The 12,796-nt window shown below is 72.2% G+C and carries 12 protein-coding genes; 5 read left to right on the plus strand and 7 right to left on the minus strand.

Going from position 1 to position 12,796, the window contains the following annotated elements; translation table 11 throughout:
• Nucleotides 1-141: 141 nt before the first annotated feature.
• The 3 genes from ACH4OW_RS17715 to ACH4OW_RS17725 form a co-directional block, all read right to left on the minus strand.
• Entirely contained in the window at nucleotides 142-1,344 is a 1,203-nt protein-coding gene (locus tag ACH4OW_RS17715; RefSeq protein ID WP_398028703.1) for an ATP-binding protein, read from the minus strand.
• Entirely contained in the window at nucleotides 1,341-2,081 is a 741-nt protein-coding gene (locus tag ACH4OW_RS17720; RefSeq protein ID WP_360132296.1) for a response regulator transcription factor, read from the minus strand. The genes ACH4OW_RS17715 and ACH4OW_RS17720 overlap by 4 nt, the downstream gene beginning before the upstream one ends.
• A 77-nt stretch (nucleotides 2,082-2,158) precedes the next feature.
• On the minus strand, nucleotides 2,159-2,905 hold the full coding sequence (locus ACH4OW_RS17725) for a spermidine synthase (RefSeq protein ID WP_398028706.1): 747 nt from the start codon (nucleotides 2,903-2,905) through the stop codon (nucleotides 2,159-2,161).
• A gap of 234 nt (nucleotides 2,906-3,139) precedes the next feature.
• Here ACH4OW_RS17725 and ACH4OW_RS17730 point away from each other — a divergent pair, with 234 nt between their 5' ends.
• The 4 genes from ACH4OW_RS17730 (at nucleotide 3,140) to ACH4OW_RS17745 (ending at nucleotide 7,703) form a co-directional block, all read left to right on the plus strand.
• Nucleotides 3,140-4,042 (plus strand): rhomboid-like protein, encoded by a 903-nt coding sequence (locus ACH4OW_RS17730; protein ID WP_398028709.1) that lies wholly within the window; start codon nucleotides 3,140-3,142, stop codon nucleotides 4,040-4,042.
• A gap of 39 nt (nucleotides 4,043-4,081) precedes the next feature.
• Entirely contained in the window at nucleotides 4,082-4,471 is a 390-nt protein-coding gene (locus ACH4OW_RS17735) for a VOC family protein (protein WP_398028711.1), read from the plus strand.
• A gap of 122 nt (nucleotides 4,472-4,593) precedes the next feature.
• Nucleotides 4,594-7,002 (plus strand): endopeptidase La, encoded by a 2,409-nt coding sequence (gene lon / locus ACH4OW_RS17740; protein WP_398028713.1) that lies wholly within the window; start codon nucleotides 4,594-4,596, stop codon nucleotides 7,000-7,002.
• Between the two features lie 128 nt (nucleotides 7,003-7,130).
• A complete protein-coding gene (locus tag ACH4OW_RS17745; protein ID WP_360132281.1) occupies nucleotides 7,131-7,703 on the plus strand; it encodes a Uma2 family endonuclease in 573 nt (190 codons plus the stop codon).
• Between the two features lie 32 nt (nucleotides 7,704-7,735).
• Here the strand turns inward: ACH4OW_RS17745 and ACH4OW_RS17750 are convergent, their stop codons facing one another.
• On the minus strand, nucleotides 7,736-8,590 hold the full coding sequence (locus tag ACH4OW_RS17750) for a lysozyme (protein ID WP_398028715.1): 855 nt from the start codon (nucleotides 8,588-8,590) through the stop codon (nucleotides 7,736-7,738).
• 266 nt (nucleotides 8,591-8,856) lie between these two features.
• Here ACH4OW_RS17750 and ACH4OW_RS17755 point away from each other — a divergent pair, with 266 nt between their 5' ends.
• Complete coding sequence (locus ACH4OW_RS17755) at nucleotides 8,857-9,336, plus strand: MarR family transcriptional regulator (RefSeq protein WP_360132326.1); 480 nt, start codon at nucleotides 8,857-8,859, stop codon at nucleotides 9,334-9,336.
• Nucleotides 9,337-9,453: 117 nt separating this feature from the next.
• On the opposite strand, the gene ACH4OW_RS17760 is transcribed toward ACH4OW_RS17755, so the two are convergent.
• The 3 genes from ACH4OW_RS17760 to ACH4OW_RS17770 form a co-directional block, all read right to left on the minus strand.
• Nucleotides 9,454-10,809, minus strand: coding sequence for a cytochrome P450 (locus tag ACH4OW_RS17760; RefSeq protein ID WP_398028718.1), 1,356 nt, complete (start codon nucleotides 10,807-10,809; stop codon nucleotides 9,454-9,456).
• Nucleotides 10,810-10,845: 36 nt separating this feature from the next.
• Entirely contained in the window at nucleotides 10,846-11,556 is a 711-nt protein-coding gene (locus ACH4OW_RS17765; protein ID WP_398028720.1) for a TetR/AcrR family transcriptional regulator, read from the minus strand.
• A gap of 164 nt (nucleotides 11,557-11,720) precedes the next feature.
• Nucleotides 11,721-12,566 carry a protein phosphatase 2C domain-containing protein gene (locus ACH4OW_RS17770; RefSeq protein WP_398028722.1) on the minus strand — a complete coding sequence of 282 codons (846 nt, stop codon included), beginning with the start codon at nucleotides 12,564-12,566 and terminating at the stop codon, nucleotides 11,721-11,723.
• Between the last annotated feature and the right edge of the window lie 230 nt (nucleotides 12,567-12,796).

The raw sequence follows: 12,796 nt of genomic DNA on the forward strand, positions 1-12,796 counted from the left end.
TCGTGCACGTCACATTCAGCAAGAGGTTTCGGGGCATGACTTGGCGGGAAACACCCATGGTTCGCCTGCATCCGGGTAGGGGGTATCACCGTCGCACCCCGGATGTGAGTGCTTCCACCACCGACCCTACGTCACCCGGCGTCAGCCCCGCGTGGAGTCGCTCCCCGGAAGAGTGACCCGGATGCGGCAGCCGCGCGGGGATTCGGCCACTCCTATCCGCCCGCCGTGCAGATCCACCGCCCAGCGGGCGATCGCCAGGCCCAGCCCCGTACCGCCGTCGCTGCCCGGGCCGGGCGCCGCCGGGTCCCCCCGGTTGAAGCGCTCGAAGACGCGGTACCGCTCGGCCGCCGGAATGCCCGGCCCCTCGTCCTGCACCTCCAGCTCCAGGCTCTCGGGCGTCTCGCCGCGCCGCGCCCGCACCGTGACCCGGCCGTGCCGCGGGCTGTGCTTGATGGCGTTGTCGATCAGGTTGGCCACGACCTGGTGGAGCCGCTCGGCGTCCGCGTGCGCCGTCAGTTCGGGTGGCGAGACATCCAGGTGCAGGTGCACGTCCGTACGGGTGTGGGTGCCGGAGCCGGCCAGCGTCGCGGCGCCCCGGCTCATGTTGGCCTCCTTGAGCACCCCGGACAGGTACGGCCACACCTCGAAGCGCCGGGAGTGCAGCGGGACCACTCCGTTGTCCAGCCGGGACAGGTCGAGCAGGTGCTCGACCAGCCGCCCCAGCCGCTCGGTCTGCTTCAGCGCTGTGCGCATCGTCTCCGGATCGGGGTCGCAGACGCCGTCCACCACGTTCTCCAGGACGGCGCGCAGCGCCGCTATCGGGGTGCGCAGCTCGTGCGAGACGTTGGCCACCAGCTCCTTGCGGTGGGTGTCCACCGCCTCCAGGTCGGCGGCCATCCGGTTGAAGGCGTCGGCCAGGTCGCCGAACTCGTCGCGCCGCCCGCCGCGCACCCGGCGGGTGTAGTCGCCGTCCGCCATCGCCCGCGTCACGTCCGTCATGTCGTCCAGCGGCGCGGTCAGGCCCTGCGCGACGAACTGGGTGACCAGCAGCGAGGCGATGATCGAGAAGACCGTGATGACCCGCAGCTCGGTGTCGGAGTGGATGGCGACGAACACCAGCAGGGTCGTGATGACGACCGAAACGATCACCAGCGCGCCGAGCGCCGCCTTGACCGAGCGGTACGGGTCCAGCGGGCGCAGCCCCTCCCAGACCCGCTTCCAGGTCGGTTCCCAGAACCGCTCCCGCAAGCCGCCGAGCCCGTCCCACGCGCGCTCCCGCGCCCGGCCGGCGCCCGGCTCCCGGTCCTGGTGCGCGGCCGGCCTGCGGCGGGCGGGAGCCGTCATACCGGCGGGGTCTCCAGCGCGTACCCGACGCCGTGGACCGTACGGATGCGCTCCGCGCCGATCTTGCGGCGCAGCGCCTTGATGTGGCTGTCGACCGTACGGGTGCCGGACGCGTCCGCCCAGTCCCACACCTCGGCCAGCAGCTGCTCACGGGAGAGCACCGCGCGCGGCGTGTTGGCCAGGCACACCAGCAGGTCGAACTCGGTCGGCGTCAGGTGTACGTCGGTGCCGCGCACCCGCACCCGGCGCTGCGCGTGGTCGATCTCCAGCTCGCCGAGGCGCAGGATGCCGCTGCGCGGCGTGTGGGCGGCCAGCGCCGCGCGCTCCACCCGGCGCAGCAGCACGTGCACGCGCGCCGCCAGCTCCCGCATGGAGAACGGTTTGGTCATGTAGTCGTCCGCGCCGACGCCCAGCCCGACCAGCATGTCCGTCTCGTCGTCGCGCGCGGTGAGCATCATGACCGGGACCGGGCGCTGGGCCTGCACCCGGCGGCACACCTCCAGTCCGTCGAAGCCCGGCAGCATCACGTCCAGGACCAGCAGGTCGGGCTGCCACGCCTCGGCGGTGTCCACCGCGGCGGGGCCGTCGGTCGCGGTCTGCACCTGGAAACCCTCGGCGCGCAGCCGGGCCGCGATGGCATCCACGATCGTGGGGTCGTCCTCCACGACAAGGACCCGGCGCTGGGCGCCGGGCGTGGCCGCGGCGGTGCCGCCCTGGGTGGTCTGAGTCTGATCCATCGCCCGCCCCTGCGTGTCCCCGTGTGCGTGGTCGCATCCTGCTGGGGAGCAGCGTAAGGGCAGGGTGTGACCGTCGGCTACGCGCCCTTGCGCGCGAGGTGCACCACGTCGGGGACGCCTCGGACAACGGGGATCTCTTCGGTACGTACGCCGGTGAACCCGGCATTTCGCAGCGCGGCTTCGAACGCGGCGGAGGGCTGCGCCGACCACACGGCGAGCACCCCGCCGGGCCGCAGCAGATCCCGGCAGGCGGCGAGACCGGCGGGGGAGTAGAGGCCCCCGTTGTCCTCGGTGACGGTCCACTCCGGGCCGTTGTCGATGTCCAGGCACAGTGCGTCGAAAACCCGCCCGCCGGCGCCCTCGCGCACGTACGCGACCAGGTCGGCGGCGACGACGTCGGTACGGGGGTCGGCGAGCGCCGCCCCGGACACGGCGGCCAGCGGCCCCGCCCGGTGCCAGTCGATGACCGCGGCCTCCCTCTCCACCACGGTGATCCGCCCCCACCGGTCCTCCTGCACGGCCCTGACCAGGGAGAAACCCACGCCCAGCCCGCCGATCAGCACCTCGGGCGCCGCCGGCCCGCCGGCCAGCTCCGCCAGCGCCGCGTCCACCAGCAGCCGTTCGGACCGCCCGTCGGAGGTGTCCATCAGAAAGCACCCGTTGGCGATGATCTCGAAGTGCTCCCCGCGCTGCCGCAGCACCACCTCGCCGTACGGGCCCTCGCGCCGGTCGAGGGTCAGCGGACCCTCCGGCGGGGCACCTCCTGGGACGGGGGAGCCGGGTACGTGCACGGGGTGAGGCACGGCGTGCGCGGGGTGAGACATGGCGTCCATCCTGGCGAACACCCGAAGGCCGGGTCCAGCCGATTAGGCCCGCCGCCGGGACGCGCCGGTGACGCACGTCACTGACACAGCTCGCTCATGGGTTGAACGTGCAGGCTGTCCAGGACGTAGATCCAGTGGACGGGGATCGACCACGCGGGGCACGCGGCCGAGGGGGTACGGGCGCGGCCCGCCGGCGGCGCCACCCGGCGCCACGACGGAAGGGGCCTGGAACCAGTGAGCCGGGTTGCGACGGCAGACACCACCGCCTCCGAGCGGACGGCCGCCGAGGGGACGACGTCCCCCGACAGGGCACGCGCCCAGGAGACGGCGTCCCTCGAAGGGGTTCCCAGACAGCGGAGTGCCGCGACACCCGAAGAGCCCGCCCCGGACACCACGCCCCCGCCGCCGCTGCCGGACCCCGCGCCCATACAGGCACCGGCATCCACACCCACACCCGAATCCACTCCCACACCCACCCCCGCATCCATACGATCCCTGCCGCGGCCCTGGCGCCTGCTGCCCACCCCCCTCGGCGCCCCCTTCACCTTCGGCTACGCCCTCCTGCTCGTCGTCACCTCGCTCTTCGCCGAGCACGCCGACCCCGACCTGGTCTACGCCCTGCTCCAGGCATCCAGTACGGACGTCGAGCACCTGGCGCAAGCGCCCCTGCTGGTGCTCGTCGCCAGCGCCCTGTGGATCGCCGGCGGCATGACCTCCGCGTTCGCCATCGCCTTCCTCTTCGTCCTCACGGCACTGGAACGCCGCGCCGGCCCCCTGCGTACGGCCGCGGTCTTCTTCGGCGGCCACGCGATCGCCACCCTCGCCACCGAACTCCCCGTGGGTGCCGCGGTCGCCCTCGGACACCTCCCCGCCGATTCCCTCCAGCGCCTCGACTACGGCATCAGCTTCGGCGTGATGGCCTGCACCGGCGCGCTGGCGGGCCTGCTGCCCGCCTGGGCCCGGTGGCCCCTCCTGGCGGCCGTGACCTGGTTCGCCGTCGACAACCTGCTGATCTCCGTGGACCCCGTCAGCGACTCGGGCCACCTCCTGGCCCTGATCCTCGGAGTGCTCACCTGGCCGCTCCTGCGACGCCGCCGGGAGCCGCGCGAACCCGCGATTGTCAGTGCCTGCCGCTAGCTTCCTGGGCAACACACCTACGGGAAGAAGAGGCACACCATGCGCATGATCTTCGTCAACCTGCCGGTCAGGGACATCGCCGCGTCCCGTGAGTTCTTCACCCGCCTGGGCTTCGCGTTCAACCCGGAGTTCTCCGACGAGCAGACGCTCTGCATGGTCGTCGAGGAGAACATCTGCGTGATGCTCCTCCAGGAGTCCCGCTTCCGCGAGTTCATCAACGGCGACATCAGCGACGCCGCGAAGACCAAGGAAGTCCTCACCTGCCTGTCCTGCGACAGCCGCGAGGAGGCCGACGACCTGCTCGCCAAAGCCCTCGCCGCCGGTGCCACCCCCTGGAAGCCGGCCGTCGAGGCGGGCCCCATGTACGGCGTCAGCTTCCAGGACCCCGACGGTCACGTGTGGGAACTGATGCACATGTCCCAGGACTGAGGTCCCGCCCCGCCGGGTGGCACGCGCAGCTGATCGCTCACAGCGAACACGAGTAAGGGAACATCTCCGGGCTCAGCAGCATTGAGTGGGTATTGCTCAACTTGCCTGCCGAAGGGGAGATCATGGCTTCGACGTCCGCCTCGCTCACTCTGCCCGTGCTGCCCCTCGACGACGAGGTGGTCCTGCCCGGCATGGTGGTGCCCCTGGACCTGTCCGAAGCGGACGTGCGCGCCGCGGTGGAAGCCGCGCAGTCCGCCGCCTCACCGGGTAACAAGCCGCGGGTGCTTCTTGTGCCGCGGGTCGACGGCGCCTACGCCGGCGTCGGCGTGCTCGGCCGCGTCGAGCAGGTCGGCCGGCTGTCCGACGGCGACCCCGGCGCGCTCATCCGCGGCCTGGGCCGCGTGCGGATCGGCGCGGGCACCACCGGCCCCGGCGCCGCCCTGTGGGTGGAGGGCACCACCGTCGAGGAGACGGTGCCCGACCCGCTGCCCGGCGCCGTCGCCGAGCTGGTCAAGGAGTACAAGGCCCTGACCACCGACTGGCTCAAGAAGCGCGGCGCCTGGCAGGTCGTGGACCGGGTGCAGCAGATCGAGGACGTAGCGCAGCTCGCGGACAACTCGGGCTACTCGCCGTTCCTGAGCACCGAGCAGAAGGTGCAGCTGCTGGAGACCACCGACCCGGTGGCGCGGCTCAAGCTCGCCACCGAGGCGCTGCGCGACCACCTCGCCGAGCAGAACGTCGCGGAGTCCATCGCCAAGGACGTCCAGGAAGGCGTCGACAAGCAGCAGCGCGAGTTCCTGCTGCGCCGCCAGCTGGAGGCCGTCCGCAAGGAGCTGGCCGAGCTGAACGGCGATCCGGAGGACGAGGGCGAGGACTACCGCGCCCGCGTCGAGGCCGCCCAGCTGCCCGAAGAGGTCCGCAAGGCGGCCCTCAAGGAGGTCGACAAGCTGGAGCGCTCCAGCGACCAGAGCCCCGAGGGCAGCTGGATCAGGACCTGGCTCGACACGGTGCTGGAGCTGCCGTGGAACGAGCGCACGGAGGACGCGTACGACATCCCCGGCGCCAAGGAGATCCTGGACGCCGACCACGCCGGCCTGGAGGACGTCAAGGAGCGCATCACCGAGTACCTGGCCGTGCGCAAGCGGCGCGCGGACCGCGGCCTGGGGTCGGTCGGCGGCCGGCGCGGCGGCGCCGTGCTGGCGCTGGTGGGGCCGCCCGGCGTCGGCAAGACGTCGCTGGGCGAGTCCGTGGCCCGTGCCATGGGCCGCGAGTTCGTCCGGGTCGCGCTCGGCGGCGTACGGGACGAGGCGGAGATCCGCGGCCACCGGCGTACGTACGTCGGCGCGCTGCCCGGCCGTATCGTCCGCGCCATCAAGGAAGCCGGTTCGATGAACCCGGTCGTCCTGCTCGACGAGATCGACAAGGTCGGCTCGGACTTCCGGGGCGACCCGGCCGCCGCCCTCCTCGAAGTCCTCGACCCGGCGCAGAACCACACCTTCCGCGACCACTACCTGGAGGTCGAGCTGGACCTGAGCGACGTGGTCTTCCTGGCCACCGCCAACGTCCTGGAGGCCATACCGGAGCCGCTGCTCGACCGCATGGAACTGGTCCGACTGGACGGCTACACCCAGGACGAGAAGGTCGTCATCGCCCGCGACCACCTGCTGCCCCGCCAGCTGGAGCGGGCCGGCCTGGAGCCCGGCGAGGTCACGCTCACCGACGAGGCGCTGCACAAGCTGGCCGGCGAGTACACCCGCGAGGCGGGCGTACGGAACCTGGAGCGCGCCGTCGGGCGCCTGCTGCGCAAGGTCGCGGCCCAGAGCGAACTGGGCGAGCGCGACCTGCCCTTCGCGGTGGGCGTCGACGAACTGCGCCCGCTGATCGGGCGCCCGCACCACACCCCCGAGTCGGCGCAGGACCCGGCCGAGCGGCGTACGTCCGTCCCCGGCGTGGTCACCGGCCTCGCGGTCACCGGCGCGGGCGGCGACGTGCTGTACGTGGAGGCGTCGCTCGCCGACCCGGAGACCGGCGCGTCCGGGCTCCAGCTCACCGGCCAGCTGGGCGACGTGATGAAGGAGTCCGCGCACATCGCGCTGTCCTTCCTGCGTTCGCACGGCGCGGAACTGGAGCTGCCGGTCGGCGACTTGAAGGAGCGCGGTGTCCACCTGCACGTACCGGCGGGAGCCGTGCCCAAGGACGGGCCGAGCGCGGGCGTGACGATGACGACCGCGCTGGCCTCGCTGCTCTCCGGGCGGCAGGTGCGCCCGGACGTGGCGATGACCGGTGAGGTCTCGCTGACCGGGCGGGTGCTGCCGATCGGCGGCGTCAAGCAGAAGCTGCTCGCGGCGCACCGGGCGGGCATCACGACCGTGGTCATCCCCAAGCGCAACGAACCGGACCTGGACGACGTCCCCGCCGAGATCCTGGAGAAGCTGGACGTCCACCCGGTCTCCGACGTCCGCCAGGTCCTCGACCTGGCCCTGACCCCGGCCTCGTCCCCGGCCCCCCGGGAGGTCCCGGCCGCGGCGTGACGGACGCGACCGGCCACGGCGGCCCGGAGTTCCCTGACACGGGGGCTCCGGGCCGCGCGTGTCCCGGTCACCGTGCGTATCGTTGTACTGCGCGACTGCCCGCACTTCGCGGCGGTGGGGAGGAGCGCATGATGACCATCGAGCCGGCGGGCGGCTGCCCGCTCAGTCTGGACCTGCTCTTCGACTGGCTGGAGCGGATGCCCGTGCCCGAGGGCTACAAGTCCGAGGTCGTCGGGGGAGCGGTCTGTCTGTGGCCGCAACGGGACTGGCACTGGCACAACACCATCGGGACGATCGAGCAGTTGATGGGTGCCTACCCGAGGAAGCGGCTGAAGTCCGACGTCCGTATCGATTTCCCCGGCCACTTGAACGGCTTCGCGAGCGATGTGGTGGCGATGGCGGAGGACGCGGCCGCGGACGACGAGGGGCGCTGGTGCTGCCGGGACATCGACTTCGTCGCCGAAGTGACGTCCCGGGAGACAGCGCGGAACGACTACGGTCCCAAGAAGGACGCCTACGCGCTGGCGGGTGTGCCTGTCTACCTCGTTGTCGATCCGCACCTCGGCCAGTGCCACCTCTTCACCGATCCCGAGCGCGGTACGTACCGTCTCCACCCGGCCGTCGCCTTCGGTGATCCGGTGGACCTGACCCGGACGGTCGTCGGGCTGACGCTGGAGACGGCGGACTTCTGCCGCGCGTGACGGTCCGTGCCGTGCCGGGACCCGTCGGCGTCTCACCCGTTCGCCAGCGCCTGCAACCGGTCGTACGCCCCGTTGAACCGGTTGCGGTCGCCGACCGTGGTGCCGGACGACGTGTACTGCCAGATGGTGTGGAAGTCCCAGCCCGCGGGGAGTTCGCCGGCCGAGGTGCCGTAGCGGGGGAGCCACAGCGGGTTGACGGCGCCGAAGCCGGTGTAGTTGCCGGTGCACTGTTTCCACCAGCTGGTGGAGGTGTAGATGACGGCGTCCCGGCCGGTGCGTGCCTTGTAGGTGGCGAAGAAGTCCTTCATCCAGGCGACCAGGCCGGCCGCGGTCTTGCCGTAGCAGGTCGGGCCGTACGGGTTGTACTCCATGTCGAGGGCGCCGGGCAGGGTGCGGCCGTCCTTGGACCAGCCGCCGCCGTGGTCCGCGAAGTAGTCGGCCTGGGCCGCGCCGCTGGAGGTGTCCGGGGTGGCGAAGTGGTAGGCGCCGCGGATCATGCCGACGTTGTAGGAGCCGTTGTACTGCTGGGCGAAGTAGGGGTTGGTGTAGCTGGTGGACTCGGTGGCTTTGACGTAGGCGAAGCGGACGCCGCCGTTCCAGAGGGTCTGCCATGGGACGTTGCCGTTGTGGCTGCTGACGTCGACGCCTTCGACGGAGGCGAGGGACGGCGGCGGTGCCTCGCCCGGCGCGTCGCCCTCGTGCTTGGCGATCTGGGAGCCGGCCCAGTCCAGGCCGGGGTGGGTGGGCTCGGGGGCCGGTCCGTGCGGGGCGGCGCCGGCGGTGCCCGGCAGGGTGAGGAGGAGGGCGGTGACGGTGAGGAACACGCCGGCGAGGGCCGCGTACGAGCGGGGGCGGCGGTGGGAGGGGCCGGATCTGTGCACGGGCATACGTGCCTCCGAAGATCTCGGTGAACTGGCCGTACCGGCGACGGCTTGGCGTAGGGGCTCGGTGCGGCGCCTTGGTGTGGCCATGTCAGGAACGTCCATCGACGGTACGCGCGTAGATGCGGGCCGCAAAGAGGGGAGCCGGGGTTCCGTTGGTCTACTCCTGCGAAATACTGGACACGCTGCGGCTTCGGCCGCCGCTGGCAGAAACTTTCACGGTCCGGAAAGCGGGAGAGGGCGCTGACGTGCACGACACCAGAGCCGACAAAATGCCGGGAGGCGACGAGCCCAGTGGCGTGGACCAGGTGTTCCTGTCCCTGGAGCGGGAGTTGGCGGTCTTCCTGCGCCGCGCCCGCGCCACCTCCGGCGAGCTGGCGCGGGACATCCACCCGGAGCTGGAGTCGGCGGCGTACGGCCTGCTCGTACGCCTCGCCGACGCGGGCCGGCAGCGCGCCACCGACCTCGCCGGCTACTTCGGCGTGGGCAAGGCGACGATGAGCCGGCAGCTGCGCGCCCTGGAGGACCTCGGCCTGATCGCCCGCGAGCCGGACCCCGCCGACGGCCGGGCCGTCCTCGTGCGCCTCACCGACGAGGGCCACGACCGGTTCAGCCGCGTACGCAACGGCCGCCGCGCCCAGTACGCCCGCAGGCTCGCCTCCTGGGACCGCCGCGAGGTCGCGGAACTGGCCAGGCTGCTGCACCGGTTGAACGCGGAGCAGGACGCGGAGGAGAGCTGCGCCAAAGGCTGAGAGCCGGCGCGCGGGCCCCGGCGGGACCATACGCACCGGCTCCCGGCCCGGTGCCCGGCGGGCGGAGGACGGCCGCCTCCTCCGCGGACGGCCGGCGTTCCGTCCCGCCGGTCACGCCTACGGGTGCAGCCTCAGCGGAAGCCGGCGCAGCCGCCAGGTGCCGGGCCGCCGCATGCGCTCCTGCTTCTCCAGTTCCTCCGGGGTGAGGGCGAGCGCCATGTCCGGGTAGCGCGCGAGCAGCTTGCCGAAGGCGACCTCCGCCTCCTGCCGGGCGAGCGAGGCCCCCAGGCAGTAGTGCATGCCGTGCCCGAAGCCGACGTGGTCCTCCGCCCGGCCCGCCGGCTGCCGTGTCAGGTCGAGCCGTTCGGGGTGGGTGTAGTGGCGCGGGTCGTGGTTGGCGGCGACGAGGCTGAACATCAGCATGTCGCCCTGGCGGACCTGCGTGCCGGCCACCTCGGCGTCCTCGGTGGCGTACCGCGGCTGGGTGGCCTGGATCGGCCCGCACCAGCGCATCAGCTCGTGGACCGCGCGCGGCAGCAGGGCCGGGTCCTCGTCGAGCAGGCGCCGCTGGTCGGGGTGGGTGAGCAGGGCGACGGTGCCGTTGCTGATGAGGTGGGCGGTGGTCTCGTGGCCGGCCAGCACCAGCGTCAGGACCAGGGTGGCCATCTCGGTGTCGCTCAGCCGGCCGCCGTCGTCGTCCTGCACCCGGATGAGCGCGCTGAGCAGGTCGTCCCGCAGGTTCGCGCGGCGCCGGCCGATCAGCTCGTGGAGGTGCTCGACCATGGCGGGTACCGCGGCGCCGACGCGGCTCGGATCCAGGGAGGCGAAGGCGGCGCCGAACTGCCGCCACAGCCCCCGGTCCGCCTCGTCGATGCCGACCAGCTCGCAGATGACGGTGATCGGGAGCGGGTAGGAGAAGTGCTCGATGAGGTCGACGACGCCGTCCTCGGCGTGGCCGGGCAGCCGGTCCAGCAGCTCGTCGGTGATGAGTTCGACGCGGGGCCGCAGGTCCTGGATGCGGCGGGCGGTGAAGGCGCGCGAGACCAGGCGGCGCAGCCGGGTGTGGTCCGGCGGGTCGCTGGACAGGATCGACTTCACGATGTACTCGCGCAGGTGGCTGGGTACGCCGAACAGCTTGACGAGCCGTTCGCGCGGGTCCTCGCCCTGGTGGCCGGGCACCCGGCTCGGGTCGTTGACGAACCGCGGGTCGCGCATCACCTCGCGCACCACGTCCAGGCGGGTGACGAGCCAGAGGGGCGTGTCGTCGAAGAACCGGGCGCGGACGAGCGGGGCCTGTTCGCGCAGCTTGCCGTAGCCGGTGTACGGGTTGTCGAGCAGCTCGGGTTCCATGAGGTTCGGCTCACCCGGGTGCAGGCCGACGTAGTTGGGCAGCGTGTCGGGCACGGCGACGGAGTCGGAGGCGGACGCGCCCGGCGGGGTGGCCGCGGCGGATTCGGTGGACGATGTGGTCATCGTGCGTTCTCCTCTCGATCAGGGTGTGACCGGGGATCACTGGCGTAGTTGCCGCCGGGTTTCCTGCCGGCTCAGTTCCTCCAGGCGCGCGTAGCGCGCGATGATGCCGGGCGCGGCTGCGGCGGTGAGCCGCGGGTCGGGGTCGGCGTGGGTTTCCAGCGCGTTGCGGATCGTGTGGCACAGGAGGTCGGCCCGTTCCTCGGGCCGGCCCGGCGCGCGTTCGGGAAAGAGCACCTCGGCCTGGAAGAAGCCGCCGGCCGTCGCGAGGCAGGTGTACATCTGCCGGTCGATACTCAGGTCCTCGCGCACCAGGCCGTGGGCGCGCAGGTCGGTCAGCTGCGAGCGCAGCGTCTGGTGGCTGGTCTCCACCAGCTCCGCCATCTCTTTCTTGGCGACGTCGTGCAGCCGCCCCATGATGTCGGAGTCGTCGAGGTACAGGGCGCGCAGTACGGGGTCTTCGACGAAGTCCAGGAGGGCTCCGCGCAGCAGGCGGCTGGGCAGTATGTCCCGGCTGTCGGCCCGCATGCGTTCCAACTGCCTGCGGTGCTGCCCCGACTGGGCGCGCAGGACCACGGCCAGCAGCAGCGCGTCCTTGTTCTTCCAGTGCAGGTAGACCGTGCCCTTGCCGACGTCCGCGCGGCGGGCGATCTCGTCGGTGGTCACGCGGCGGTAGCCCCAGGCGAGCAGCAGCTCGCACGCGGCGTCCAGGATGCGTTCGCCCCGTTCCGTACGCTCCGCTGCTTCCACGTTCCCCCCTGACCGCGTGACCGGATTTCTCATCTGGTCACACAGTCAAAGTTAGGCCGGGCGGAACCCGTCGTATAAGGCCGTTTTCAGCCGCCCCCTGCCCGCCCCTGCCCGCCCCTGTCGCCTCTGCCGGTCTCTGCCGCCGCTGCCCGCCCTTGCCCCTCTTACGGCTCGACCAGGATCACCGTTGCGTCGTCCCGGGACTTGCCGCGCGGGAACCGGGCGCCCGCCGGGTCGGCGGCCTCCGCCGCGCGCACCCGGTCGACCAGGGCCTGCGGCCCTTCCTTGCGCACCACCGCGAGGCAGTCGGCCCAGGACCCCTCCCCGAAGACCTCGACCCACCGCGACGCCCCGTCACTGAGCGCGGTCAGCGACCGCACTTCGGAGCGCGGGAAGGAGCCGGTGACCGCGCGGGCGGCCACCGCCGGGTCGGCCGCCGCGGTGAAGAAGCCGCCCTCGGCGTTGCGCAGCGCCTCGACCGCGGCCCCGTACTCGCGGCCCGCCGCCGCGCGTTCGGCGGAGCCGCGCGGCAGCGCCCGTACGGCGTCGCGCAGGGCCTGCACGGCGGGCGGCAGTTCGTCCAGGCGGGAGTCCAGGACCGGCCGCACCGAGCCGTCGGGGTGCTCGACGAGGAGGACGGAATCGGACAGGACCAGGTACTCGACGGTGCCGGGCGACCACCGCGCGGCCACCACGGTTGCCTGTGGCGTGCGTGCGTGAGAAAGGTCACAGGTGGAGCGGTGAACTTCGGCCGTCCGGGAGAGGGCGGCCGAAAGTGTCTCAGGGAGCGTCATATCCCGGAATGAACCGGACAGTTCGAGCAATGCGCCGCCCAGCCGGGCGGTGAACCACGGCACTCCGTGGGCGCACCCGACGTCGTCGGGCGGCGGGGTCACGCCGTCCAGCAGGACCAGGACTCCGCCCTGGCCGGAGGCGGGAAGGGCGACGGACGCGTAGTCCTCGTTCGGGTGTTGGGGGTCTCCCGGCTCGGTGGCCAGTTCGATGCGCATGCGGGCCAGTCTGCCGCAGCGGGTCCGGTTTCCCGCGGTGTGCGCCGTTCGCCGGGCCTGGGTGCGTAGCAGCAGGTCAGAGCCGTAACAGGGGCTTGAAATCGCGGTCGGCCCGGATGCGGGCGCGCATCTTTCCAGGACTCCGTACGGTTCTCCAAACCCGTCCGGGGGTTGCGGAGGGTTGCACGCCGCGACGGCCAAGATCGGAAGTTGATGGTCAACTTCCGATT

Source organism: Streptomyces sp. NPDC017056 (assembly GCF_044332485.1).
GTDB lineage: Bacteria > Actinomycetota > Actinomycetes > Streptomycetales > Streptomycetaceae > Streptomyces.

Bases quoted from the DNA above. Each gene is read 5' to 3' on its own strand.
- ACH4OW_RS17770 (WP_398028722.1), bottom strand. From the start codon at position 12,566: ATGCGCATCGAACTGGCCACCGAGCCGGGAGACCCCCAACACCCGAAC.
- ACH4OW_RS17725 (WP_398028706.1), bottom strand. From the start codon at position 2,905: ATGTCTCACCCCGCGCACGCCGTGCCTCACCCCGTGCACGTACCCGGC.
- ACH4OW_RS17755 (WP_360132326.1), top strand. From the start codon at position 8,857: ATGCCGGGAGGCGACGAGCCCAGTGGCGTGGACCAGGTGTTCCTGTCC.
- ACH4OW_RS17745 (WP_360132281.1), top strand. From the start codon at position 7,131: ATGATGACCATCGAGCCGGCGGGCGGCTGCCCGCTCAGTCTGGACCTG.
- lon (WP_398028713.1), top strand. From the start codon at position 4,594: ATGGCTTCGACGTCCGCCTCGCTCACTCTGCCCGTGCTGCCCCTCGAC.
- ACH4OW_RS17715 (WP_398028703.1), bottom strand. From the start codon at position 1,344: ATGACGGCTCCCGCCCGCCGCAGGCCGGCCGCGCACCAGGACCGGGAG.
- ACH4OW_RS17720 (WP_360132296.1), bottom strand. From the start codon at position 2,081: ATGGATCAGACTCAGACCACCCAGGGCGGCACCGCCGCGGCCACGCCC.
- ACH4OW_RS17760 (WP_398028718.1), bottom strand. From the start codon at position 10,809: ATGACCACATCGTCCACCGAATCCGCCGCGGCCACCCCGCCGGGCGCG.
- ACH4OW_RS17750 (WP_398028715.1), bottom strand. From the start codon at position 8,590: ATGCCCGTGCACAGATCCGGCCCCTCCCACCGCCGCCCCCGCTCGTAC.
- ACH4OW_RS17735 (WP_398028711.1), top strand. From the start codon at position 4,082: ATGCGCATGATCTTCGTCAACCTGCCGGTCAGGGACATCGCCGCGTCC.